At 40.6% G+C, this 24,190-nt stretch carries 24 protein-coding genes; 6 read left to right on the top strand and 18 right to left on the bottom strand.

Annotated elements, in window-relative coordinates:
- Positions 1-18: 18 nt before the first annotated feature.
- The 5 genes from EKM76_RS01095 to EKM76_RS01075 form a co-directional block, all read right to left on the bottom strand.
- Entirely contained in the window at positions 19-303 is a 285-nt protein-coding gene (locus EKM76_RS01095; protein WP_125548826.1) for a DUF1507 family protein, read from the bottom strand.
- 266 nt (positions 304-569) lie between these two features.
- Positions 570-2,417, bottom strand: a complete 1,848-nt coding sequence (gene typA / locus EKM76_RS01090) for a translational GTPase TypA (protein WP_125548825.1) — start codon at positions 2,415-2,417, stop codon at positions 570-572.
- 230 nt (positions 2,418-2,647) lie between these two features.
- Positions 2,648-3,427, bottom strand: coding sequence for an inositol monophosphatase family protein (locus EKM76_RS01085; RefSeq protein WP_125548824.1), 780 nt, complete (start codon positions 3,425-3,427; stop codon positions 2,648-2,650).
- A gap of 9 nt (positions 3,428-3,436) precedes the next feature.
- Positions 3,437-3,715, bottom strand: a complete 279-nt coding sequence (locus tag EKM76_RS01080; protein WP_125548823.1) for a UPF0223 family protein — start codon at positions 3,713-3,715, stop codon at positions 3,437-3,439.
- A complete protein-coding gene (locus EKM76_RS01075; RefSeq protein WP_125548822.1) occupies positions 3,712-4,635 on the bottom strand; it encodes a Rossmann-fold NAD(P)-binding domain-containing protein in 924 nt (307 codons plus the stop codon). Before EKM76_RS01075 ends, EKM76_RS01080 begins: the two co-directional genes overlap by 4 nt.
- A 267-nt stretch (positions 4,636-4,902) precedes the next feature.
- On the opposite strand from EKM76_RS01075, the gene def reads away from it, so the two are divergent.
- Positions 4,903-5,460, top strand: a complete 558-nt coding sequence (gene def, locus EKM76_RS01070) for a peptide deformylase (protein ID WP_125548821.1) — start codon at positions 4,903-4,905, stop codon at positions 5,458-5,460.
- Positions 5,461-5,578: 118 nt separating this feature from the next.
- Here the strand turns inward: def and EKM76_RS01065 are convergent, their stop codons facing one another.
- Complete coding sequence (locus EKM76_RS01065; RefSeq protein WP_125548820.1) at positions 5,579-6,085, bottom strand: hypothetical protein; 507 nt, start codon at positions 6,083-6,085, stop codon at positions 5,579-5,581.
- A gap of 480 nt (positions 6,086-6,565) precedes the next feature.
- Between EKM76_RS01065 and EKM76_RS01060 the strand changes: the two genes are divergently transcribed.
- The 3 genes from EKM76_RS01060 to EKM76_RS01050 all read left to right on the top strand — a co-directional run bounded on the left by EKM76_RS01060 (position 6,566) and on the right by EKM76_RS01050 (position 9,518).
- Positions 6,566-6,805, top strand: coding sequence for a DNA-directed RNA polymerase subunit epsilon (locus tag EKM76_RS01060; RefSeq protein WP_125548819.1), 240 nt, complete (start codon positions 6,566-6,568; stop codon positions 6,803-6,805).
- A complete protein-coding gene (rnjA, locus tag EKM76_RS01055; RefSeq protein WP_125548818.1) occupies positions 6,780-8,462 on the top strand; it encodes a ribonuclease J1 in 1,683 nt (560 codons plus the stop codon). Before EKM76_RS01060 ends, rnjA begins: the two co-directional genes overlap by 26 nt.
- A gap of 93 nt (positions 8,463-8,555) precedes the next feature.
- Positions 8,556-9,518 carry a diacylglycerol/lipid kinase family protein gene (locus EKM76_RS01050; RefSeq protein ID WP_125548817.1) on the top strand — a complete coding sequence of 321 codons (963 nt, stop codon included), beginning with the start codon at positions 8,556-8,558 and terminating at the stop codon, positions 9,516-9,518.
- 45 nt (positions 9,519-9,563) lie between these two features.
- Here the strand turns inward: EKM76_RS01050 and recD2 are convergent, their stop codons facing one another.
- From recD2 to EKM76_RS01005, 9 genes are all read right to left on the bottom strand, one after another.
- The gene (gene recD2, locus EKM76_RS01045; protein ID WP_125548816.1) at positions 9,564-12,023 is read right to left on the bottom strand and encodes an SF1B family DNA helicase RecD2; all 2,460 of its coding nucleotides are present in this window, start codon (positions 12,021-12,023) and stop codon (positions 9,564-9,566) included.
- 10 nt (positions 12,024-12,033) lie between these two features.
- Positions 12,034-12,690: a tetratricopeptide repeat protein gene (locus EKM76_RS01040; RefSeq protein WP_125548815.1), complete on the bottom strand. Its 657-nt coding sequence runs from the start codon at positions 12,688-12,690 to the stop codon at positions 12,034-12,036.
- A gap of 8 nt (positions 12,691-12,698) precedes the next feature.
- A complete protein-coding gene (locus EKM76_RS01035) occupies positions 12,699-13,358 on the bottom strand; it encodes a histidine phosphatase family protein (protein ID WP_125548814.1) in 660 nt (219 codons plus the stop codon).
- Between the two features lie 108 nt (positions 13,359-13,466).
- A complete protein-coding gene (gene mnmA / locus EKM76_RS01030; protein WP_125548813.1) occupies positions 13,467-14,591 on the bottom strand; it encodes a tRNA 2-thiouridine(34) synthase MnmA in 1,125 nt (374 codons plus the stop codon).
- A gap of 313 nt (positions 14,592-14,904) precedes the next feature.
- A complete protein-coding gene (locus EKM76_RS01025; protein WP_125548812.1) occupies positions 14,905-15,246 on the bottom strand; it encodes a DUF1831 domain-containing protein in 342 nt (113 codons plus the stop codon).
- 40 nt (positions 15,247-15,286) lie between these two features.
- Entirely contained in the window at positions 15,287-16,447 is a 1,161-nt protein-coding gene (locus EKM76_RS01020) for a cysteine desulfurase family protein (RefSeq protein ID WP_125548811.1), read from the bottom strand.
- Between the two features lie 115 nt (positions 16,448-16,562).
- Positions 16,563-17,255 carry a 5'-methylthioadenosine/adenosylhomocysteine nucleosidase gene (locus EKM76_RS01015; RefSeq protein WP_125548810.1) on the bottom strand — a complete coding sequence of 231 codons (693 nt, stop codon included), beginning with the start codon at positions 17,253-17,255 and terminating at the stop codon, positions 16,563-16,565.
- A 27-nt stretch (positions 17,256-17,282) separates the two neighbouring features.
- The gene (locus EKM76_RS01010; RefSeq protein ID WP_125548809.1) at positions 17,283-17,537 is read right to left on the bottom strand and encodes a hypothetical protein; all 255 of its coding nucleotides are present in this window, start codon (positions 17,535-17,537) and stop codon (positions 17,283-17,285) included.
- Between the two features lie 4 nt (positions 17,538-17,541).
- Complete coding sequence (locus tag EKM76_RS01005; RefSeq protein WP_125548808.1) at positions 17,542-18,090, bottom strand: NUDIX hydrolase; 549 nt, start codon at positions 18,088-18,090, stop codon at positions 17,542-17,544.
- Positions 18,091-18,286: 196 nt separating this feature from the next.
- Here EKM76_RS01005 and EKM76_RS01000 point away from each other — a divergent pair, with 196 nt between their 5' ends.
- Entirely contained in the window at positions 18,287-18,991 is a 705-nt protein-coding gene (locus EKM76_RS01000; protein ID WP_125548807.1) for a 5-bromo-4-chloroindolyl phosphate hydrolysis family protein, read from the top strand.
- Entirely contained in the window at positions 18,984-20,183 is a 1,200-nt protein-coding gene (locus EKM76_RS00995; RefSeq protein ID WP_125548806.1) for a toxic anion resistance protein, read from the top strand. Before EKM76_RS01000 ends, EKM76_RS00995 begins: the two co-directional genes overlap by 8 nt.
- A gap of 82 nt (positions 20,184-20,265) precedes the next feature.
- On the opposite strand, the gene EKM76_RS00990 is transcribed toward EKM76_RS00995, so the two are convergent.
- The 3 genes from EKM76_RS00990 to EKM76_RS00980 all read right to left on the bottom strand — a co-directional run bounded on the left by EKM76_RS00990 (position 20,266) and on the right by EKM76_RS00980 (position 24,043).
- A complete protein-coding gene (locus EKM76_RS00990; RefSeq protein WP_125548805.1) occupies positions 20,266-21,264 on the bottom strand; it encodes a LacI family DNA-binding transcriptional regulator in 999 nt (332 codons plus the stop codon).
- A 178-nt stretch (positions 21,265-21,442) separates the two neighbouring features.
- Positions 21,443-22,390, bottom strand: a complete 948-nt coding sequence (locus EKM76_RS00985) for a dihydrodipicolinate synthase family protein (RefSeq protein ID WP_125548804.1) — start codon at positions 22,388-22,390, stop codon at positions 21,443-21,445.
- Positions 22,391-22,777: 387 nt separating this feature from the next.
- Positions 22,778-24,043, bottom strand: coding sequence for an Nramp family divalent metal transporter (locus tag EKM76_RS00980; RefSeq protein WP_225417846.1), 1,266 nt, complete (start codon positions 24,041-24,043; stop codon positions 22,778-22,780).
- Between the last annotated feature and the right edge of the window lie 147 nt (positions 24,044-24,190).

Here is a 24,190-nt window from a genome sequence, read left to right as displayed (position 1 = left end):
TGGAGGAACGACCTCCTTCTATTTCTTTTTTTGTTTATCAAAACTATCCGCATAGATGGCGTTTAGCCGCTGCTCTAAGTCGCGGACCAAGTCACGGCCATGCTTTTCAGGAATCAAATGCAGCCGAACGGCTAACATAACTTCTTTTGAATAGCCAAACACTTGCGTATCAACTACTTCTTCAAATGCAGGACATTGACTTAAACAAAGTGAAACACGCTGTTTATTGACCAGCTCTTCGATCCTGTCGGCATCATCTTGTAATAGCTCGCTTGCCGTCATTGCTTGTGGATCATCAGTCATTATCGCGGCCTCCTTTACCAAATTTCATTAAATTATATCGCAAAACTAATTGCCATCAATTGTTTCTAACTTAATGCAAGTAAGTTAAAAAATAACTTACCTTTATAAAACAATATTATACCATAGCAATTTTTTGAAAACGCACTGAGTTCTAGAAAAGTCGTCAAACTAATTATGTGCTGAACCATTTTTTTGATTTTACAACATTGAATACAAAAAGGGAGTAAATCTAGTGAAAAACTAGATTTACTCCCTTTAAATTTTAATTAAGCTTTTTTCGAAGCGATTTTACGACGTTTAGTAACACGTTCACGTTCACCAGTATCAAGAATCTTTTTACGTAGACGAATACTTTGCGGTGTTACTTCACAGTATTCATCCTCGTTCAAGAATTCAATTGATTCTTCTAGTGACATCTTACGTGGAACCGCAATTGCTGCGGAATGATCTTTACCAGATGCCCGTGTGTTGGTCTGCTTTTTACCCTTGGTAACGTTAACTGCAATATCAGTTTCACGGTTACTTTGGCCGACAACTTGGCCTTCATAGACAGGTGTAGCAGCGCCTAAGAATAACTGACCACGACTTTCAATACCTTCAAGACTATAAGTAGTTGTCTTACCAGCATTAATTGAAACTAAGGCACCTTGACGACGACCTGGTTCCCAGTTTTTAATTACTGGCATGTACTTAGCGTAGGTATGGTTCATGATGCCGTAACCAGCAGTTTGAGAAAGGAATTCTGAAGAATAGCCAATCAAACCACGTGAAGGTGCTAAGAAAGTTAAGCGCGTTTGACCATTGCCTTCGCTTTCCATATTTTGCATTTCACCTTTACGTTGGGACAATGAGTCAATGATCGTACCAACATATTGTTCAGGCGTATCGATCACTACTTGTTCAAATGGTTCACTCAAGACACCATCCACCGTGCGATAGATAACTTGTGGGCGTGATAGCTGTAATTCATAGCCTTCACGACGTAATGATTCAACTAAAATTGACAAATGTAATTCGCCACGACCAGAAACTAACCAAGCACTACCTGAATCAGTATCATCAACTCGCAATGAAACATCAGTATGCAATTGTGTCTTTAAACGTTCTTCCAATTTACGGGCAGTGACAAAGTCACCTTCTTGGCCAGCAAATGGTGAATCATTAGCAACAAAAGTCATCTGTAAAGTAGGTTCGTCGATCCGCAAGACTGGTAATGCTTCTTGATGATCAACTGGTGTCACTGTTTCACCGACGAAGATATCTTCCATACCAGAAACAGCAATTAAATCGCCTGCTTTAGCTTCATTAATTTCAACACGCTTCAAGCCGAAGAAACCAAATAACTTCGTGACGCGGAAATTCTTAGTTGAGCCATCGAGCTTCAAAACAGAAACTTGATCGCCGACTTTAATTTTACCACGGAAAATACGGCCGATCCCGATCCGACCAACATATTCGTTGTAGTCTAATAAGGCAACTTGGAATTGTAATGGTTCGTCAGAATTATCGATTGGTGCTGGGATAGTTTTGATGATCGTATCAAACAAAGGATCCATTGTGTGCTTTTGCGCAGCAGGATCTGATTCCATGCTTGAAGTACCGTTGATCGCACTCGCATAAACGACTGGGAATTCTAATTGGTCATCATCGGCACCTAATTCAATGAATAAATCTAAAACTTCATCGACAACCTCTTCAGGACGTGCGCCGGGACGGTCAATTTTATTAATGACAACGATCGGTGTTAAATGTTGTTCCAAAGCCTTTTTCAAAACAAACCGTGTTTGTGGCATTGTTCCTTCAAAAGCATCGACAACTAACAAAACACCATCGACCATTTTCATGATCCGTTCGACTTCGCCCCCGAAATCAGCATGACCTGGTGTGTCCAAAATGTTGATTTTTTTACCAGCATAATCGACGGCCGTGTTCTTTGATAAGATCGTGATCCCACGTTCTTTTTCAATTGGGTTAGTATCCATGGCCCGATCCTCTAAATTGATATGTTCATCTAAAGTATCAGATTGTTTCAGCATTTCATTAACTAAGGTTGTCTTACCATGATCGACGTGGGCAATAATTGCGATATTGCGAATATCATCTCTACGATTCACTATACTCTATCCTTTCTACTACACAAAATGGTTATTTATTAGCACAAAACAGTTTTTTATCAGCACAATGCACTAATATGCCTTATCAGTTCAGGCAAAATTTGCACTCAACAGCATATTATACCAGAAAATAATGCTGATGCGCATCTTTTTTCAGAAAACATCCGCCTAACGCCATAAAAAAACTGTGACCATTGCCACAGTCCTGCGTTATTATTTATGAATTTCCTTTATGACTGCCGAATTTTTTGAACTTCTGGCAGTGCGCGGCGCGTTGTTACCAATACAACTTGAGATTTTAGCATATCTAGTGGGTCGCCGTCAATCGTTGTAACCGATAAACCTGCTGTTTCGGCTAAAATTTTTCCAGCGGCAACATCCCATGGCGCTAAGCGTGAAATGTAACCAACTTGCCGCCCTAAAATCACCTGCTGAAATTCAAGCCCAGCGCTACCTAAGATTCGTGCACCTGAACTTGCAAAAGCAATATCACGCACATGTTCGTGATTATACGCAAACATCGGGCCATTGACCCCAAATAATCCAGCAGCTAGTGGCTGATCTAACGGCAGCGGCTGTACTTTTTCATTAAGATGTAATCCTATTTCTGGGCCACCCCACAATAGTTCATCGGTCATAACATTCAGAATATAACCTAATACATTGCGACCATCTTCATATAAACCGATCATCATTGCAAAATCATTCCGTTGTTTGACGAAATTTAATGTCCCATCGATTGGATCAACAAACCAAACTCGACCCTGCATAGTCTGAACTTGATCGCCAAAACCTTCTTCGCTAACGATTTTGTCATTTGGAAAGTTTTGCCGAATTTGATCAACTAAAAAATTTTCCGTTTGTTTATCAAAATTAGTGACTAAATCATTGCGGTCTGATTTAGTTTGAACTTGAAAATGAGTATTTAAATGCTGGCGTAAATTAGTCGCTGCTTTGGTCAGCCAGCGCTGCACGTCTGTGTTAATGGCTTTAATTTCCAATAGGTCCATGAAAACACCTCATTTCATTTGAAATTGATTCCTAGTCGCATTTTTAGCGGCTTGAACTGCACGATAAATTGAGTAACCAGAAGCCTGGGTGAATTCACGATCGATCCGCTTTTCTTCAGATTTACTTGGTACAATTTGTTTGAAATCCTGATAAGCTGCTAAAAATCTAGCCACCACACAACCTTGTTCATACGCTTGTTCAACTGCTCGATAGAAAGCAATCACCTGCAGTAATTCAGTCTTTGTCCAATTTGCATCCAAAGGATATTGATAATTTTGGTTACTCAAACACCTAAACCTCCTTGTTCGATCTGTGTAATTAAATCTCGTGTTACTGCCAATGCCGCCGCTAACTCTGCTTGTTCTTCCTTAGTTAGTGACAGTTCGGTTATTTGTCGTACTCCCGAGCCGCTGAGATAGATCGGCGCGCTATAAGCAACTAATTGGTCATTACTGTAGTCATGTAGCGTTGTGAAAGTCGATAGCAAACCCGCTTCAAATAATAGAGCTTGCAAAACTGGTTTTAAACAAATCGCTTGTAATGCAAATTGCTCGACGCCGCTTTCTTTTTGCACGCGTTGCTCTAACTGCATCATTTTATCAGCGTCAAAGTCAGTAGTATCATTAGCAACTAGGGTCAGCACTGGCGTTACACCGACATAAGCGCGACTCCAAGCTATAATTGGCTGTTGCTGCGTTCCGACAACATAAGCACGAATATCCTGCTGGCCAACACGTAATTGCTTTTGCAATAGGCGTTGTAACAATAAAGTCGCCGGAAAGGTACCAAAACCAACAATATCATTTTGCGGTAACCCAGAAAAGCGCCAGGCAAAATAAGTGAATAGCTCATCATATTTCTGCAACAAACAGATTTTGCCAGCAAACCCATTTGCCATCGCGCTGGCGATCAGTTTTCGGAACGCCGGTAAAATTGCCGTTGCATAATCTAACGCTGATATTTGTGCAGATACAGTTTGTAAGTCCGTAATTAACAATAAATCAGCTGTTTTGAAAACAGCTTCCGTCGCGGACTGTACAGTAATATTCGCTTGTAGATCAGCAGCGTTCACCAATTCTTGGAAACGTCCATCATTTAATTCATCATCCACTAATAGATTGATCGTCATTGGAAAATCAGCCAATAAACAGGCCAAAGTTGCGGCGTAAACACGCTCGGCACTCCCACAAATTACAATATTCTTCATCTATTACGAGTGTGCGCTAATTAACTTGATCACACTCAGTCAACCCCTTCCCCAAGAACCAAATCGATTCAACTCTATTTTAAGCTAGAACAAGAAAAATTCAAAAATTTATTTTTTGTAGCTATCAACGATATGGCAATACTATCTAAACTAATTGATGTAAGTCGCAACAACATTTAACCCACTATACAAGTCGGCTTTCTTTTTTACCAAAAATTATGCTAAACTATTCTCATAATATTGGTAATAAGGTGGAGGTAAAGTAAGTTGATCACAATGAAAAACATTATTCGCGAGGGTAATGACACACTACGCGCAGAAGCAAAAAAAGCGACATTTCCCTTATCTGAAGAACAACAACAACTAGCTCATGATATGATGGAATTCTTAGAAAACAGTCAGGATCCAGAGATTGCTGAGAAATATCATTTACGTGCTGGCGTTGGTCTAGCAGCACCCCAAGTCGATGTCTCACTGCAAATGGCAGCTGTCCTAGTGCCTAGCGAAGATGGCACGGCGCCGTTGTTCAAAGAAACGATCGTCAACCCAGTCATTATTAGTCACTCAGTCCAAGGTGCAGCACTATCCGAGGGTGAAGGTTGCTTATCAGTTGATCGTGATGTGTCTGGTTACGTTGTGCGCCATGATCGGATCACTTTACGGTATTATGATCTGGAAGGCACGCAACATAAAATTCGTCTTAAAAATTATCCGGCCATTGTTTGCCAACACGAAATCGATCATCTCCATGGTGTTTTATTTTATGATCACATTGACCATGATCATCCATTTACGATGCAAGATGAAGATTTAGTGATCGATTAAATAGACGTGTAAAAAAGTATAGCTAATTACTGTAAAAACCGACTAATTCAGGGGATAACTCCTACTTAGTCGGTTTTTTCTATCCCTAATAAATGGTGCACCTTTTACAGCAGTGTCCTTAATTTGTTCCCTTTTCCACGCTTAATTTACGCATATCGGCGACATAATCATAGGTTGCTTGATTACGCAAATAGGCAATATCAAAATGCAAATTGCCAGCTAAGAGCCACATATCTGAAACCGAAAAAACCGGAATGCCTGACTTAAAAGCGGACAATTTTTGCTGTTGCGCAGCCTGTGCCAACGCTTGTTCTAACTGATGGGTCAGTAACTTAAGCTGAACCGGCGTCAATGTATCAGCTGTAACTTGATACTCAAAAACCAAAATACCATGGCCCCAGATATCCGCCGCAACTTGTGAAACTAATGGTGCCGTTAAGGCTGGTAATAATTGTTGCTGACTAAGTTGCTGCATAGCCGTCGCTGCAGCGGCATCAGTTGCCTTTTGACTAGTTAGCTGTAACAAACGCAAAGCTCGGTTACGCCGCAAACGCCGGGCAAGCATAACGATTAACGTTAAAGCAATTACGCCGAGGATCAATAAACTCACGAGTAGTATATTCATTATTTTTCCTTCTTCAACTCACAAAATTGATGGCACTAGTTTTTAAAATGATAAATGCTAAGGATGATTGTATCTAGTTGTAAAGCCGATTTTGCTAGTGAGTTTTAACGCACACTATAGCATTTCTTTACTTGATAACACATTCCTCACTAACCTTACTTTAACATAATTGTGGACGTGACGAAAAGTAGTGTATTTGACGCCAGCTAAAGCTTACTTTTTCGATACTAAAAGACCACATTTTGCGTAACTCGATAGCAGACAAAATCATTCTTGCTACCAAGGTTAGTCGTGAGTATACTTATTAACCGTTTTATGCTAAAATTTAGCCATACGTTGTTTTTACAACCACTTGTTCGGAAGAAAACAATTTAATTATACACAGAAAGCCCCACACTAATAACGTGGGCTTTTTAATAGTGTAACTATAAATTGATTTATTTCTCTATATTTATTTATCAAAGGAGCGATCTATCTATAATGATCTTTAAAGTACTGTATCAAGAAAACAAAGCAATGTCACCCCGCCGTGAAAGTACAAAAACACTTTACATGGATACAACCGACGCTGTCACTGCACGAGCAATTATCGAAACGCAGACCCCCTACAACGTTGAATATATTCAAGAACTGATCGGTAATCACCTCGAATATGAACAAAAAAGTCCAGAATTTAAACTAACGGAGTTTAATAATGAAGAAACTGAACGTCAAGAATAACGAAACTGCCGTTTTTGCCATGGGGGGCTTAGGCGAAATCGGTAAAAATATGTATGGTATTCAGTTTCAGGACGAAATTATTTTAATCGATTGTGGGATTAAATTTCCTGAAGATGAATTACTCGGTATTGACTATGTTATCCCTGATTATGCGTATGCTGCTGCTAATTTATCCAAAATTAAAGCACTAGTCATTACCCATGGTCACGAAGATCATATTGGCGGTATTCCCTTCCTACTCAAACAACTCAATGTCCCAATTTATGCTGGTCCCTTAGCATTGGCTTTGATTCGTGGCAAGTTAGAAGAACACGGCTTATTAAGGGATGCCGATCTACATGAAATCGATGAAGATACGGTTCTGAAATTCCGTAAAACTAGTGTGTCATTTTTCCGAACAACCCATTCTATCCCCGACACACTAGGGGTTGCTGTTAAAACACCACAAGGTACGATCGTGGAAACCGGCGACTACAAGTTTGATTTAACACCTGTTGGCGATCAGCCAGCACCGAACCTGCAAAAAATGGCGCGCTTAGGTGAAGAAGGCGTTCTTTGTTTGATGTCTGATAGCACCAACGCTGAGGTTCCTAGTTTCACTAAGTCAGAACGATTTGTTGAACAGTCATTGAAACATATCATTGATAAAATTGAAGGCCGAATTATTTTTGCGACCTTTGCGTCAAATATTTCGCGAATCAAAGAAGCCAGCGACGCAGCCTTAAAAGCTGGTCGTAAAATTGCCGTTTTTGGACGCAGTATGCAAAATGCGATCGTCAATGGTACTGAATTAGGCTATTTAGATATTCCGGAAGAAAGCATCGTTGAAGGTAATGACCTCAACCACATTCCAGCGAATAAAATCATGATTCTTTGTACTGGCTCACAAGGTGAACCAATGGCTGCCCTAAGTCGAATTGCTAATGGTACCCACCGGCAGATTTCTATCCAACCTGGTGATACCGTTGTCTTCTCTAGTAATCCGATCCCAGGTAATACGACTAGTGTTAACCACGTCATCAACGAATTATCTGAAGCTGGCGCGGAAGTTATCCACGGTAAAGTTAATAACGTGCATACTTCTGGTCACGGTGGCCAAGAAGAACAGAAATTAATGCTTCGTTTAATGAAGCCTAAGTTCTTTATGCCAATTCATGGCGAATACCGGATGCTTCAATTGCACACCGAACTAGCCGAACAAACCCATGTACCAAAGGAAAATACGTTCATCATGGAAAATGGTGACGTTTTGGCTTTAACTAACGATTCAGCACGGATAGCTGGTCATTTTACAGCTGGTGATGTCTACGTAGATGGTAGTGGTATCGGTGATATCGGTAACGTGGTACTTCACGACCGCCAAGTACTGTCTGAAGAAGGTATTGTGATCGTTGTTGCGACCATCAACTTGAAGACTAAACAAGTCTTAGCTGGTCCAGATATTCTTTCGCGTGGCTTTGTTTATATGCGTGAATCTGGCGAACTGATCAATAAAGGTCAAAAACGAATCTATCGAATCATGCGCAATGTTTTCAAAGATAACGAACAAGTGACTGAAGCCATGTTGCGCGACGCAATTATTGGTGATCTACAAGAATTTCTTTTCGATCAAACCGAACGTCATCCTATGATTTTACCGATGCTAGTCACGGTTTAGTGTACTATTTGACCCAACAATGGCTCAAAAGACGCGTAATTAACGCTCTTTTGAGCCATTGTATTTTTAACATTAGAAGGAAGTGTCTCTGCTGTGACTCTGCAACGTCCCTTTTACGTGATCATTAATAACTTTGCTGGTGGCGGTCGTACCCGCCAGACTTGGTTAGAAATTGCTACCAGTCTACGTCAGCGCAACATTGACTATACAGCTAATTTCACTCAAGCTCCTGGTCATGCGACTGAATTAGCACACGACTTAGCCTTGAAATATAATTCGCCAACTGCTACGCCGCCGATCCTACTCGTTTTAGGCGGCGATGGAACGCTCCACGAAGCCTTAAATGGGTTGCAACAAGTTGACCATAACACAGTTCCACTAGCCTATATCCCCTGTGGCTCCGGTAACGATTTTGCACGTGGGGCTGGTATTACCACTGATCCGCAAAAAGCCTTACAGCAAATATTAGTGGCCAAACGACCTTTAATTTTAGATGTTGGCCGCTGTGATGATCGCCAAACACAAACCACCAGCTATTTTAGTAATAATATTGGCATCGGTTTTGATGCCAATGTGGTCCACATCACGAACCGTTCCGTTACTAAAAAGTATCTCAATAAGTATCATGCTGGTTCGTTAGCTTACTTGTTTTCGTTGGTCAAAGCTTTTTTTAGTCAGAAGCCTTTCCCAGTCACAGTAACTACTAATGGCAAGCAATACCAATTTAAACGTGGTTTTGTTGTGACAACAACTAATCATCCCTATTTCGGCGGTGGCGTTCCTTTGCTGGCTAGTGCGTCAGTATACAGTCACCATCTCGATTTAGTGATCATGGAGCGCGTAAATGTTTTTTATTTCATCCTCCTTTTTGCTTTGATGTTCCGCCAACTGCATACTAAATTACCACCAGTCCATCACTTTCACACAAAAGAATTGCGGATCAAAACCACAACACCTGAATATGGTCAGGCAGATGGCGAGGACTTAGACAAACGAACCTTTGATTTAAATTTTAGCGTCACCAGCCAAACCTTTTGGTTCGTGCCCAACAAATAAAAAAATACAGCAAAATCGAAAAATTAATCGATTTATGCTGTATTTTTATGCGCTAAAATCTTGTGGCTTAGTATCGGCCATACCGATCAAAGGATCAATTCGGCCTTGAGCAATTAAAGCTGTCGTCAAGATAAAATCAGCGGGTTGCGCCGGCTTAGCTTCAACTGCCGGCTCAGGTGTATACGTAGCTGTTTTATCAGCAATTTTGGCGGCCTGATCATTTGGCTCAAAGGTTGCTGTGATTCGTTGCATTAGTGTTGTTTTTCGATTGATCGACTCATGATCAACGCTATCGATAAAGGCTTGCTTCTCACCAATTAAAATTAATAACTTTTCGGCTCGGGTCACTGCCGTATAAAGTAAATTACGTTGCAGCATACGTTGGTATTGATGCACCATCGGCAGGATCACCATTTTAAATTCGCTACCTTGGGCCTTATGGATCGACGTACAAAAAGCCAGCGTGATTTTATTCCAGTCCGTGCGCCCATAAGTGACTTCAGTCGCATCGAAGCGCAGGGTCATTTTATCAGCATTCTCCGTATTACCCTTATCCTTAGCTAATTGAATACTAACAATCTCACCAATATCACCATTAAACACATTCTGTTCTGGACTATTAACTAAATGCAAAACTTTGTCGCCGATCCGGAAAGTTTGATCACGAAACTCGATGGCTTTTGCCTTTGCTGATTTTGGCGGATTTAAAATTTGTTGAACTTCCACATTTAACCGATCAATTCCGGCCGCACCACGATACATTGGCGCTAATACCTGAATATCTTTTGCGGTAAAACCCTTCGCTTTTGCTTTGGTCACCACTTGAGCAATCACCGACTCCACTTGATAAGCATTGCAAGCAAAAAAGGAACGGTCTACTTTATTTTCACCAAAATCATCTGGTAACTTGCCTTCTTTGATAGCGTGGGCCAGTGGAATGATCGAAGATTCGCCATCTTGTCGATAAATTTCAGTCAACTCATGGCGTGGTAAAACGTGGCTATTAAGTAAATCATAAAAGACTTGACCTGGTCCCACTGAGGGTAGCTGATCTTTATCCCCGACTAAGACGACTTGCATTGAGCTGGGAACAGCATGGATCAACATTTTAAATAAATAGGTGTCCACCATCGACATTTCGTCAATGATCAATAAGCCACCTTCCAATTCTTTAGTCGCTACGTCTGGACTGCTTTCACGCCCAGTGAGACCCAATAAGCGATGAATCGTACTTGCCGGAATGTCCGTAAGCTCACTCATTCGTTTAGCCGCACGACCAGTGGGTGCTGCCAGTAACACAGGGAAGACTTTATCCTGGTCTTTATAATCTTTTAAGTCTAACGATAGACCATTCAGTTCCGCAAATAAACTGACGATTGCATTGATGATCGTCGTTTTACCGGTGCCAGGACCACCAGTTAGTAGAAATACACGGTGAGTCAAAGCTGCCTTGATCGTAGTAATTTGTGAATCGCCATAACTGATATCAAATAATTTTTCTAACCGCCGAATTTCCTTGTCTAAGTCACGGCCTGGATAAGTAATTTCATCTTCTTCATTTTCCAAGCGGTAAAGCTGCTCAGCAATTTGCCATTCAGCCCGATAAAGCGCCCGTAAATAGATTCGATCTTCATCACCGACCAGCTTGCCTTGATTAGCTAATTCAATAAATTGTTGGGCCACTTTATCCGGCTCAATTGCTACATTACGACTTTCCTGCAATAACCGCAGACTGCCAGCAAGTAATGGTTGGGCGGTGGTATAGGTATCCCCCTCCGCTTGAGTCAGCTCTGTGATCACCTGCAAAATCGCCGCCTGGATTCGTTCTGGCGCATCAGCCGCTGAACCCTGTTGTAGCGCAATATTGTCAGCTTTTTTGAAGCCAACGCCTTGAATATCATAAACTAACTGGTACGGATTTTCGGTCAGTATCTTTAGTGTATCTTGCTGATAGCGTTCATAGATCGTATACGCTAACTGACTGCCAAAACCATAACTGTTGAGCCCGATAATAATCTGATCTAAGCCATTATTTGCCATTAAGGTGTCGACTAATGCTTGAATTTTTGTCAATGGTAGACCCAATGGTTCCAACACGCTGGAATCGGCCAGAATCTTGTCGATTGCATTGGTGCCAAGTTCAGTAACAATTTTCTCAGCCGTTCGCTTACCGATACCTTTAAAGTTATCGCCGGATAGATAGGCAATCAAGCCTTCTGTCGTTGTCGGCTTATTCAGTTGATAGTTAATAGCCTGAAACTGCATCCCATATTTCGGATGACTGACTAATTTACCGAAGAATTGATAAGTTTCCTCTTCCTTCAGCTCACCAAAACTGCCTGTAACAACGATTTCATCTTCGTGCCAGTCAAAATTAGCTTCACTGACTTTGATCAACACGACCTGATAGAAATTAGTTGGATTATGAAAGAAAATGGCGCTAACTTGGCCAATCAGATACGGTTGCTTATCTTCTGTAAATAATGGGAGTTCCTGTTCTGACATATTTGCATCCTCATTTTTGTTGTGCCTTTAAGTATCGTTCAATATCACTAAGTCGATGTTTTTCCCGTTCAAAATAGGCTGTATCTAATTTTTTTGCCTGTTCAAAGTATGCTTCACTAGGTGCCCCTTGTGCTAAACGCGCTAAACCAACTTTAAAATTAGCAGCTGCACTTTTAGGTGTTCGAGCCAAAACTTGCGTGTAATAGGTTGTGGCATGGTTAAAGTCACCGATGGCTAAAAATAAATCACCAACTAATAAATTAACATCGTCGCGTTGTGGCTCATTTTGTTGTGCCGTCAGCGCAAATGCTAACGCATGGGAATAATCCTGCTGCGCATAATAGGTTGAGGCCAACATGTATAGTTTATCATTTTCCAATCGTGCTGCCGTCAGTTGCTGAAACTGATCCAGCGCCTTTGTATAGTCACCCGCGGCATAATAGGTCGTCCCTAGACTATAACGCAAATCTTGATTATCAGGAAAATGGACCAAGGCACTCAGCAAAAGTTTTTCCGCCTGCTCAGTGTCTTGTAGTGCATTTAAATAAGCGGCTAATTCTAAATAATTATCTAGTAATTCTGGTGCTTGTTCAATGGCTGCAACTAAGGCTTTAACTGCACCTTGTTTGTCACCTTTAGCCCATAAGGCTTTACTTGTATTTTTCAAAAAATCACCTAAATCGTATCAGTTTCATCTAACGGCTTACTCAAAAAATGGGTATCGTTCCATTTAAGTAATTGATAAGTTACGCCACCGTCGACGGTTTCAATTGTCGTCACATTAGTATTGGAAAGGCCACCCTGCTTACGTAAATCAGCTAACGGCGTTCCTAGCATTGTCTGGATCAACGCGGTCAAAGCTGCCCCATGGCTAACAATAATGTACTGGCCACTGCCCGTATCCTGCGCAACAATTTCAGTGATCACTGGCCGCATTCGCGTGATCAATTGGCTAAACGATTCACCATTGATTGCCGTTGGATCATATTCCGCTGGTGCATGGCGGAAGGTATACAATTCCTTGGGATAACGTTGTGCCACCTCAGTGAACTTCATGCCTTCCATTTTACCTAAATTAAACTCACGTAAACGTTCATCGATCACCACTGGAATATTACCTGGCAAACGCGCATCCAGTGCCAAGGCTGTTTTTTTGGCTCGATTTAGTGGACTGCTATAGATTCGCTGAAACGATAATGGTCGTAAAAAATTGGCCAAGTCAGCGATCTCCGTATAGCTTTCCGCTAATAATGGTGAATCACCATTAGCGCCTTGATAACGTCCTTCTAAGTTCCATTTAGTTTTACCATGGCGTACAAAAAATAATTTAGTCAACGCAACTGATCCTCTTTCCAATCCCTTTTCTACTATTATGCGGAAAATAGCACAGAAATTCAAGCGGCCAGGGCAAACAAAAAAGTTGGCCGCAGCCAACTCTTCTGATTAAACATATTGTAACACGCGGCTATCATTATAAGCTGCATCGATCGTACCACTGCCTAAGCACTCAGCACCATCATATAAGACAACGGCCTGTCCTGGTGTAATGGCGCGGACTGGCTCGTCAAACTCGATAGTTGCACTTTGCCGATCAGCACTCATGTGCACCGTAACGCCAGTATCCTGCTGCCGATAACGGAACTTAGCCGTTACGTGGAAAATATCGCCACGATCTAAATCAGTCGTAAAGTTAAACTTAGATGCCGTTAAATGAGTCGCATACAAGTGCTTATTATGGAAGCCTTGGCCAACATACAATGTATTAGTCGTTAAATCCTTACCGATCACGAACCATGGATCGTTAGAAGCACCGTTACCGCCAATGCCTAAGCCCTGGCGCTGACCAATAGTGTAATACATTAAACCATCATGGTTGCCTTTAACCTCACCATCGACCGTCATCATTTTACCTGGCTGTGCTGGTAAGTATTGGCCAAGGAACTCCTTAAAGTTCTTCTCGCCGATAAAGCAAATACCCATTGAGTCCTTTTTCTTGGCAGTTGCTAAATCATACTTGGCCGCAATCGCGCGAACTTCAGGCTTAGTCATCTCACCAAGTGGAAACATGACCTTGTTCAATTGATTCTGCGATAATTGACTTAAGAAGTAAGTCTGATCCTTGTTACCATCAACACCACGCAACATATGTGCAGTGCCATCAGCATCACGCTGAATTCGCGCGTAATGACCAGTAGCAATATAATCAGCACCTAAATCAAGTGCATAATCCAAAAAGGCCTTAAACTTAATTTCCTTATTGCACATCACGTCCGGATTCGGTGTCCGGCCATGCTTATACTCATCTAGGAAATACTCAAAAACACGGTCCCAATATTCTTTCTCAAAATTGATCGAGTAATATGGAATGCCAATTTCATTGGCAATTTTAACCACGTCTTTAAAATCTTCGGTGGCGGTACAGACACCCATCTCATCAGTGTCGTCCCAATTCTTCATAAATACGCCGACTACATCGTAACCTTGCTGTTTCAAAAGCAATGCGGCAACGGTGGAGTCGACACCACCAGACAAACCAACGACAACGCGTGTATTGGCGTTCTCATTCATTTGATCACCATCATTTCAAATAGATTCTGAAAATCCACGATTTGAAGGTCGCTTAATTCAGTAATTACCATTATATCAAGCCACCGGTAGATTACAAGCTAACTGATCATATACAAAAAAGGCTGATCACTTAATGATCAACCTTGAACCAATTAATTTGCGATCCAAGCAACTTCATCGTGGCGATAAACCCACGCTAAATCATGACAACCTGTAACCAAAATCAAAACCAATTTTTTCATTATGCCACCCACTTTCATCTAGATAGGTCTAGTGTAAGTCTAAATCTAACAAAATCAAGTGAATTTACTCATTATTTTTTAATTAAAATCTCACGTTCAATTAAATTGTCCATTAAGAAATTAAATTGGGTTATTTCTTCGTCTTTAGCTGGCTGTTTAAAAATATCGACCGCCTGCAACCCATTAGCAGTTGTAATTGACATTTTTAAATTCTGTAAATCTTTTGCTACGGTGATTTTTAACTTAAAGGCTTGATTATAAGGTGAATTAGGATCCAACGGCCGCTCTAGTTGAAAATTACCACCACGCGTTTCAGTGAAGCCAACGTCTTTTAATGTATATTTTTTTACGTTTAAATGAAGCGCGTAGATAGTGTCATTCCCCTTAATTGTCGCTGTTGCTGCAAATGCCAATTCAATCACTCCTCGTCTTTAATTTAGCTTATCCCATTAATTAAATCTTAACTGTTTTCTTAACGCGTTGTACAATTTTAGCTAAGGCCGTCACGAACTGATCAATTTCTTCAGCCGTGTTATCTTTACCAAAACTGATGCGGATCGATTCCTCAATCCGTGGATCGCCTTGGCCGTACATTGCGGTTAAAACATGCGATGGCTCTAGGCTACCTGCAGTACAAGCTGAGCCACCAGAAATAGCAAAACCTGCTAAATCAAGATTCATTTGTAACACATATGTGGAAATACCTTTGATCCATATATTTAAAACATGCTGCAAGTTATTGTCGTTTAGCTCACCATTAACCGCAAAATCAATCCCGTTAGCAGTTAGTCCCGTTAATAGTTGCTGTTTGAATCCAGCATAGCGCTGTTGCCGGGCCGCTTTTTCAGCGGGCGTGTCCAATTCAACTGCTTTAGCAAAACCTGCGATCGCCGGAATGTTTTCGGTGCCGGCCCGCCGTTTGTCTTCCTGATCACCGCCCTTAATGAAGCTAGGAAAGTTAATGCCTTGCCGCCGATACAAGAAGCCAAGAAACTTCGGTCCGTTGAGCTTATGCGCTGAAACCGACAGCAGGTCAATATGATCGCGCTGAACATCAATATCAAGTAAACCATACGCTTGTACAGCATCGGTATGGAACCAGGCTTGATGGTCTTTCAATAAGTCGCCAATTTCATGGATCGGCATATGACTACCAACCTCATTATTACCCATCATAATTGAGACCAAAATAGTATCCGTTCGCAAAGCGGCTTTAAAATCAGTTAATGAAATTAAGCCCCGCTCATCGACTGGTAAATAGGTAACCTCAAAGCCCCGCTTTTCCAAAAAATGTAGTGGCTTCAAAACAGCTTCATGCTCAATTGTAGTGCTAATGATGTGCCGACCTAACTTTTGCCGCTGTAATGCCGTTTGCATAATTGCCGTGTTATCGCCTTCGGTACCACCACTAGTAAAAACGATCTCGTCAGTTTTAGCATTGATACTCTGTGCCAACGTCTTACGACTCGCATCCAAAACTTGCCGCGCCTGACGGCCAAAATAGTGGATGTTTGAAGCATTGCCAAAGTTTTGTTGCATCTGCTCCGTCATCACTGCGATCACCGCTGGATCCATCGGCGTAGTTGCAGCGTTATCTAAATAAGTATGTGTCATTTTACGATCCCTTCTCTGATAAAAAGTAAGCAGTAATAGTTTAGCACAGTTCCTCTGGCAAGCAACCGTTTGGCTAGTTATGTTTAATTAGTTAGCCTATATTGTCCAAAATTGATTAAGCTAACGCAGCCAATAAGGCTAAAATCATTGCCGCTGAATTTTTACCTGCTTCAACAACGAAGTCATCAAAAATCACACCTGCATCTTCATCGCCAACATCGCTCATAGCTCGAATAACAACGAAGGGAACTTTAAATTGCGTTGCCACTTGACCAATTGCGGCGCCTTCCATTTCGCTAGCTAAAGCATCAGGAAAGTTAGCTAAAATTTTAGTACTAGCAGCTTGACTAGAAATAAATTGATCCCCAGAAACGATCAAGCCAGTGCGTGAGACTAAATTAACTGCCGCCGACGCCTGTTGTACGTGTGCAACCCAGTTAGCATCAGCTTTAAACCGCGCTGACTGTTGTGGTAATTGGCCTAACGCATAGCCAAAAACGGTGGCATCAACATCATGATAAGCAACTTCACTTGAAACGACAACGTCACCGATTTTCAAGCCGCTACCAATTCCGCCAGCTGAACCCGTATTTAAAACAACGTCTGGTGCATAACGTGAAAGTAGTAAACCAGTAGTCATCCCAGCCTGCACTTTACCAATACCAGAACGCACTAGAATCACCGTTTGTTTGCTAATGGTACCCTGATAAAAATCAACACCAGCGATTTGTTCCTGCGTTAAATCGCTCATTTTTGATTGTAATAATTGAATTTCTTCTTCCATTGCACCAACAATACCTATTTTCAAATAAAACACTCCTTATATAATTTAAAATTAAACAAAAAATAAAACAAGGTACACTAACACAATTAAAACAGCGACAATACCGATCGCCCAGTTTAAACGTTTTTTAAGTTGCGGGCTGGCAACATTCTCGGCGGCTGTATCTAAATCATGATGTCGGCGTTTAGGCTGCCGACCACCGTGTTGCTTATTTTCACGGCGCATGGTTTCTTTAACTGGTGCCGCCTGTTGTTCTTGCTGTTTACGATAAGCTGACCGACTCAACGGTTGTTCTTCCTTGGTCATTCACTCACGCCTTTCGTGTCATTGCCTGCCAAAATTGAACGGCAATGATTGTTTTAGCATCACAGATGACGCCAGCAGTGATCTGCGCTTCAGCCTGAGCTAGCGTCAATAAATGTAGTTGCAAAAATTCATCGTCGTCTAGCGCTAAACGCTGCGTTACCGGTTGAATATCGGTCGCTAAATAAAGTGACAACCGTTCATCGGCGAATCCGGGCGATGAATAGAAGCTAGCTTGCAGCGTTAATTCTGTTGCTGTATAGCCAGCTTCTTCATTTAATTCACGCCAAGCAGCTGCTTCAGCGTTAGCGTCACGAGTATCGATTTTACCTGCGGGTACTTCTAAGGTCACTTGTTGTAATGGTTCACGCCATTGTTCGACAAATACCATCCGTTGGTCAGCTGTTAGCGCCATGATCGCTGCTGCGCCTGGATGGCGAATAATTTCGCGTTGTGCTTTTTTACCATTGGGTAGCGCAACCGTCTCTAAATCTAGGTCTATAATTGCCCCATGATATAAACGTTGATTACTCAATCGCTTTTCTGCAAATTTCATTGTCGTCCCTTAACTTTCTTGATTCTGATTATAGTGTTATTTTCATGATACCGGTAATAATTTATAAATTCAAATCGTTTTGCTATAATCAGTAGTCCGATTTAGCAAAAAATCAATCTTTAGACTTAGCTGTTGGAAATTCGTCTGTGGTAGAATGAAGTTACAAACTGATCGTCATTGAATGGAGTTGACAATAATGCAAAAAAGAAGTCTAAAACGTGATAGCTGGCTGATCAGTGTGATCATTTTTATTGCCAGCTTCTACGGGTTACGTTTAATTTTTAATGGCTGTATGAATAGTTCTTTTAGCGATTTAATCGTGGTCATTAGTGCCTTGCTGATCACTGGTATCGTGCGCTGGTGGCAACTACGGCGACCACAAGCGACCAAAAAATTGCAAAATGTTGATCGCGATATGTTAGATCATTACCATGCGGCGGGGATGTCTGATGATGATATCCAATTTTTCCGTGAAACAATGAGCACGGCCAAAACACAGATCGATCAATTGAATCAGAATATGCAACGCGTTCCAAAATTAAAAGCGATCGAACTGCATACCGAGCCAGTAAAAGTCAGTCGCGCCATTTTTAAAACCATCGTTGCTGAACCCCAGAAACTACAAGCGGCAAGCGACTTTTTATACCGCCACTTACCGTTAATGGTTGATTTTACTGAGAAATACATCGCCATCAGTAAACATGAAGTAAAAGACAAAGATGCTTATACTGCTTTAGACAAAAGCGCAACGAAAATCAACGACTTAGCGCAGCAATTCCGCGCTGATTATAAAGCCCTTGTGGCCGATGATCTAAGCGATATTGACGTTGATATGGCTTTAGCTAAGGCCGCCTTAAAGCAATCCCAATCAGTGACGAAGGAGTCAGATAGCGATGAATAGTGATGAAAACAAAAAAGTAACAGAAACGACTGACAATGCCGTTTTAGATGATCTTTTAAAAGATCCTTTTAGCAGCCAAAGTGCTCCCAGTGTCGTTAATAATCAGGTGGCTGACAACGCAACCCAGCCAGAACAAATGATCGATCGGCTTAATCCAGAGCAACGCGCTGATGCTGAAAAATTAGCACAGCAAATCGATGTTAGTGATACACAATCAGTTATGACTTATGGCGCCCAGGCACAAACTAAACTCAGTGAATTTTCCCAAGGTATGCTAAGCAAAGTTCAAAGCCAAGATACTGGTGCTATTGGCGATGCCCTTTCTGGCTTAATGTTTCGGCTAAATGAAGCCGATCCTGAAGAATTACAAGCTGGTGACAGTAACTTCTTCAAGCGAATGTTTGGCAAGGTTCGTAAATCAATCTATGAAATTCAGGCCAGATATCAAAAAATCGGCGCCCAGATTGATACAATTGCCGTTAAGCTGGATAAAGAAAAAAACAATCTGCTTAACGATAATCGCCTGTTAGAACAACTCTACCAAAAAAATAAAGACTATTTTGATGCATTAAATATTTTTATCGCTGCTGGCGAGTTAAAACGAACCGAATTACAAACAAAGCTGATTCCAGAAGCCAACCAAACGGCACAAACTAGTGGTAATCAAATGGATCTACAAACAGTCAATGATCTTAATCAGTTTGAAGAACGCCTAGATAAGCGTGTTTATGATTTAAAATTAGCTCGTGAAATTACGATTCAGCAGGCGCCACAAATTCGCTTGATCCAAAATACCAACCAAGTCTTAGCCGAAAAAATTCAAGCTTCGATCAACACCGCAATTCCGTTGTGGAAGAATCAAGTCGCTATCGCCCTCACCTTGCTACGCCAAAAAGAGGCCGTTACCGCACAACGTCAAGTTTCCGAAACAACCAATGATTTATTAAAGAAAAATAGTGAAATGCTGAAAATCTCCTCCATCGAAACCGCTAAAGAAAATGAACGTGGCGTAGTCGATATCGAAACTTTACAGAAAACGCAGAATGACTTAGTTGAGACCTTACAAGAGACCCTTAAAATTCAGCAAGATGGCCGTGAGAAACGCCAAAGTGCTGAGTTAGAGCTAAGCCACATGGAAAACAATCTACGTGATCAGTTACTCGCCCTAACACAAAATCAAAATACAAAGTAATTAAAAAAGATTCACGCTTAAGCAAGAGAGTATCGTTCTCATCGCTTACGTGAGTCTTTTTTAGGTTAATAATTTTACTTATTTAGGTGGTTTCTCGCTCTACGAGAGTAGATTGAAATACGATATGTTGTAAACGGGGTTCTTCTTGTTGGGCATTTTCAATTTGTTCAATTACTAACTTAGTTGTATATTTGCCAATATCAATAGAAGGAACTTCCATTGACGTTAACGCCGTCTCTAATGTTGCACCGATTGAATTTCCCGTTAAACTAATTAAACAAATATCTTGTGGAATTTGCCGACCACTATTCTTTATTGCGCGAATTGCACCAAGGCCCTGCATATCCGTTGCTACCATTAAGCCATCTAAGTCAGGAAGCTGCTCTAATAAGTGTTTTGTTGATAAGTATCCATCCTCAAAGTACTTCCGACTATCAAATTGAGCATCTACAACATGCTTTTTAATCCCTAACCGTTTAATAGCTTTTTGATATCCTTGATAACGCTCTTTATACGGCGATATACTCGACTGTCCATTAATAAATCCGATTTTCTTACACCCTTTTTGGGCCAAAAAATACGTTGCCTTATAGCCACAGTCAAAAAAATCCGCCACAACGCTGTCGATTTTCTCGTCTTGTAAACGAATGATTTGAAAAATTGCAATATTCTCGCTACGAATATCATGGATCAATCGATTATTTTCACCTGTACCAGCAATAATAATACCGTCCACCAAACCATTTCTCATCCTATCTAGACAATCTTTCTCAATTTCTGGATCATCCATGGTATTACTCACCAAAACCCCGTAATCATCTTCTCTTGCGTACGTTTCAATTCCTTGTACAATATCGCCAAACACAGAGATACTAACGCTTGGTACGATTACTCCAAGTGTTTGTCGCTTACCGCGACGTAAGCTTTTGGCAACTAGGTTAGGCATATATCCTAACTGCTCAACAGCCTCTAAAATTCTTTTTTTAGTTTCTGGATGAACGTATGATTTATTATTTAATGCTCTCGAAGCCGTACTAACATCAACATTAGCCATTTTGGCAACATCCTTTAAAGTAGCCATTCGCACACATCCTAACTATACAATCGTTTGTATAGTCTATATAATACCATAATTTTGCTATCGAGAAACCGATTTCATAGTTAAACAAAAATGATGCGGGTAAGTTTAGTAACCTACCCGCATCATTTAATTTTTTAACCTGGCTATTTTGAGTATCTGTTTCTATGCTAAACTTCAATTAAAGATTTACTTGTCCAGCTCCGCTCTTTTCAAGTCCCTCTTTAATCCAATCTTTTTGTGCTTGATCTAATGGCAACACTGGGCGGCGCATGATGGCGTTTTTAAAAATACCACGTTGAACTAGTGCTTCTTTTAACCGTGCATGAGCTTCCCCTGATGGTTGGCCACCACCGTATATAGCCTGCGAAATATAATAAATTTGATCCGAATGAGCTCTCAACGTCTCGATTGGTGCATTATCCTTAAAATCTTTCCAAGCATCACAGATCATTTCAGGAACACAGCCTGCAAATCCGATTAATGCGCCGTCCATTTTAGGAAACCACGAAGTCGCTAATGTTTCATCATGGCACGTAATCAGGGAAATTCCAGGACATTCAGCACGCAAAACTCGAATATCATGTTCATAGATTGAAGTAACACGAGTACCCATCTTAATACATTTAACGTGTTCAATTTCGTTGTACATTTTAATTAGTGTTTCAACTGGATAAAATGCTTTAGAGGTTGCTGGATATAGATGAATAATAATATCAATATCGGCACCTTCCGCTACATCCTTAACATATTGAAAAGGCGCATCCTTAGCCATACCAAAGCGTAACCACATATGCGGTGGCATTAATAAGATACCGTCTGCACCTGCTTCTTTAGCATCCTTAGCCATTTCAATTGATCCATTCGTATTTTCACAATTAATACCTGAGATAATTGTTAATTCATCACCAACTTCATCTGCAACAATTTGAACCACACGTTTGCGTTCCTCACGAGTCAAGCCTGTAACTTCCCCAGTATGACCATTACAAACTAAACCTTGGATCTCATCAAATGAGGCTAACCATTTTACATATTTCCTAAGTACTGGTTCATTGATTGATTCATCTTCATTGAATGGTACTGAAATTGCTGGAAAAATAGTTTTGAATGTTTTCACTTTAGACATATGGGTTCACTCCTCGAATAAGTTTGTTTTACATTATACAAAAATCGCGCGAAGATTTTGTATTGATGACAAGTTGTTTGCTTGCCTTCGATAATCTATTTATACCACCAGATAATAGCGCTTACAATGGTTTTTAAAGTTTCTGCATTAAATTGCGTAAAAGTGTGTTATTACTGAATTTTATGCAAAACGTTGTAGAATAATTGCTACAATATTTTACTGCGCTGTCACTCAGTTTATGATCTCGGAATACTGCGTATACGCAATAGATCAAAAAACCTTCTCATGTAAATATCATGCTAAAATAATCTACACAAGAAAGTTATTAAAATGACTTAATACTCGAATAATATCTATATTTAAGTTTCGATTAGAAATCAAAACTATTTAAAAAGCAAAAATTGTCAGCGCAATATTAAAAATATAGCTTGCAATCATTGATACCTGCAATAATCTTGGTGGTTTATAGCCTTGATCCTCATTAATCTCTTTACGTAAAATTAATAAACAAATAAATAAGCCTGCAACTGGTGTCGATATTGAGGTTGCAACGTTAGCAATAAAAATTAACTGCACTGGCGAGCCACCGTAAGCGAAGGCAACGATTGCAGCAAACACCAATACGGCCAATGAACCATAACGAATACTTTTCTCCTCTAAGCCAGTTGGTTTACCAAATCCCGCATTTAAAAATACTAGTCCACGCTGTGTATTACCAAGCAAGGCCGCAAACCCAGCGCCCAATAAAGCAATACCCATGACAATATCAGCGGCACGCCCCATAATTGGTTCAATTAAAGCCGCTAAGTCCCCACTAGAAGTTATCTGCGCTTTTGATGGATTCAAAACAACAGCACCAACCAAAACAATGGCGCCACTAATCAAGATAACTTCAAAAACATGTGAAACTGCATCTGTGATCATCGCGCCATTAAAATAGTCATCTTTGTTCCACTTCTTCTCACCACCTAGATAGGTACCATACATACTAGCAGTTATTGAACAACTTGTGGCAATAAATCCTAATGCAGCTAATAAACTTCCTTTAGGTGCCTGGAAAGTAGTCATACCAGTAGCTACTTTACCCCAATCTGGACCACCAGTAGCTACTAATGTTGCATAAAAAGCAATAATCATCGCTAAAACACAAACACCTGAAATCTTTTCTACTTTTGAATAAACGCCCTTAGAAAAGTAACAGTAGAGCATTATAACGATCATAATCAACGCTCCAAGACGCCAATCAACACCAAATACTAAATTCATCCCTGCACCAGTACCCGATATATTACCAATCGTGAAGAACATACAAGATAGAAAAGTTGTGATACCTACTATAATCGCTGGTACTTTACCATAATATTTACGAATTGATTCAATTATTGGCATCCCTGTCATAACTGATACCCGATAGGTTGTCATCATAAATGCAATACCCATAAACCCAATTGGAATAAGTAACCATAACATTTTATACCCATAATTAGAACCTAGCATTGCTGCCGTTGTAATTGATCCAGGGCCCAAAACAATTCCAGTTAGAATTATACTGGGACCAATCTTCTTAAATAAATTTTTCAAAGATATTTTCTTTTTTTGTGTTGTCATTTTCATTTCTTCAGTTGGTAACGCTGATAATATTTCTCTTTTCATTGGTCCCCTGTCAATAAAATAGACAATTTAAATAGAGACTTTTTTGTCCTATGCCACGACTAAATTTTGAATTTGAGTTTGATACTCATCTTCAAGTTGCTTTGGTGATTTGAATCCACAGTGACTGTGAATTCTAACTGTGTTGTA

The sequence above is a fragment of the Loigolactobacillus zhaoyuanensis genome, assembly GCF_003946385.1.
GTDB lineage: Bacteria > Bacillota > Bacilli > Lactobacillales > Lactobacillaceae > Loigolactobacillus > Loigolactobacillus zhaoyuanensis.
Note: the sequence above shows the minus strand (reverse complement) of the source record. Positions and strands in the feature narration are given on the sequence as shown.

Bases quoted from the DNA above. Each gene is read 5' to 3' on its own strand.
- EKM76_RS01095 (WP_125548826.1), bottom strand. From the start codon at position 303: ATGACTGATGATCCACAAGCAATGACGGCAAGCGAGCTATTACAAGAT.
- EKM76_RS01085 (WP_125548824.1), bottom strand. From the start codon at position 3,427: ATGGACCTATTGGAAATTAAAGCCATTAACACAGACGTGCAGCGCTGG.
- EKM76_RS01075 (WP_125548822.1), bottom strand. From the start codon at position 4,635: ATGAAGAATATTGTAATTTGTGGGAGTGCCGAGCGTGTTTACGCCGCA.
- EKM76_RS01065 (WP_125548820.1), bottom strand. From the start codon at position 6,085: ATGAATATACTACTCGTGAGTTTATTGATCCTCGGCGTAATTGCTTTA.
- EKM76_RS01060 (WP_125548819.1), top strand. From the start codon at position 6,566: ATGATCTTTAAAGTACTGTATCAAGAAAACAAAGCAATGTCACCCCGC.
- rnjA (WP_125548818.1), top strand. From the start codon at position 6,780: ATGAAGAAACTGAACGTCAAGAATAACGAAACTGCCGTTTTTGCCATG.
- recD2 (WP_125548816.1), bottom strand. From the start codon at position 12,023: ATGTCAGAACAGGAACTCCCATTATTTACAGAAGATAAGCAACCGTAT.
- mnmA (WP_125548813.1), bottom strand. From the start codon at position 14,591: ATGAATGAGAACGCCAATACACGCGTTGTCGTTGGTTTGTCTGGTGGT.
- EKM76_RS01020 (WP_125548811.1), bottom strand. From the start codon at position 16,447: ATGACACATACTTATTTAGATAACGCTGCAACTACGCCGATGGATCCA.
- EKM76_RS01010 (WP_125548809.1), bottom strand. From the start codon at position 17,537: ATGACCAAGGAAGAACAACCGTTGAGTCGGTCAGCTTATCGTAAACAG.
- EKM76_RS01005 (WP_125548808.1), bottom strand. From the start codon at position 18,090: ATGAAATTTGCAGAAAAGCGATTGAGTAATCAACGTTTATATCATGGG.
- EKM76_RS01000 (WP_125548807.1), top strand. From the start codon at position 18,287: ATGCAAAAAAGAAGTCTAAAACGTGATAGCTGGCTGATCAGTGTGATC.
- EKM76_RS00995 (WP_125548806.1), top strand. From the start codon at position 18,984: ATGAATAGTGATGAAAACAAAAAAGTAACAGAAACGACTGACAATGCC.
- EKM76_RS00990 (WP_125548805.1), bottom strand. From the start codon at position 21,264: ATGGCTACTTTAAAGGATGTTGCCAAAATGGCTAATGTTGATGTTAGT.
- EKM76_RS00985 (WP_125548804.1), bottom strand. From the start codon at position 22,390: ATGTCTAAAGTGAAAACATTCAAAACTATTTTTCCAGCAATTTCAGTA.
- EKM76_RS00980 (WP_225417846.1), bottom strand. From the start codon at position 24,043: ATGAAAAGAGAAATATTATCAGCGTTACCAACTGAAGAAATGAAAATG.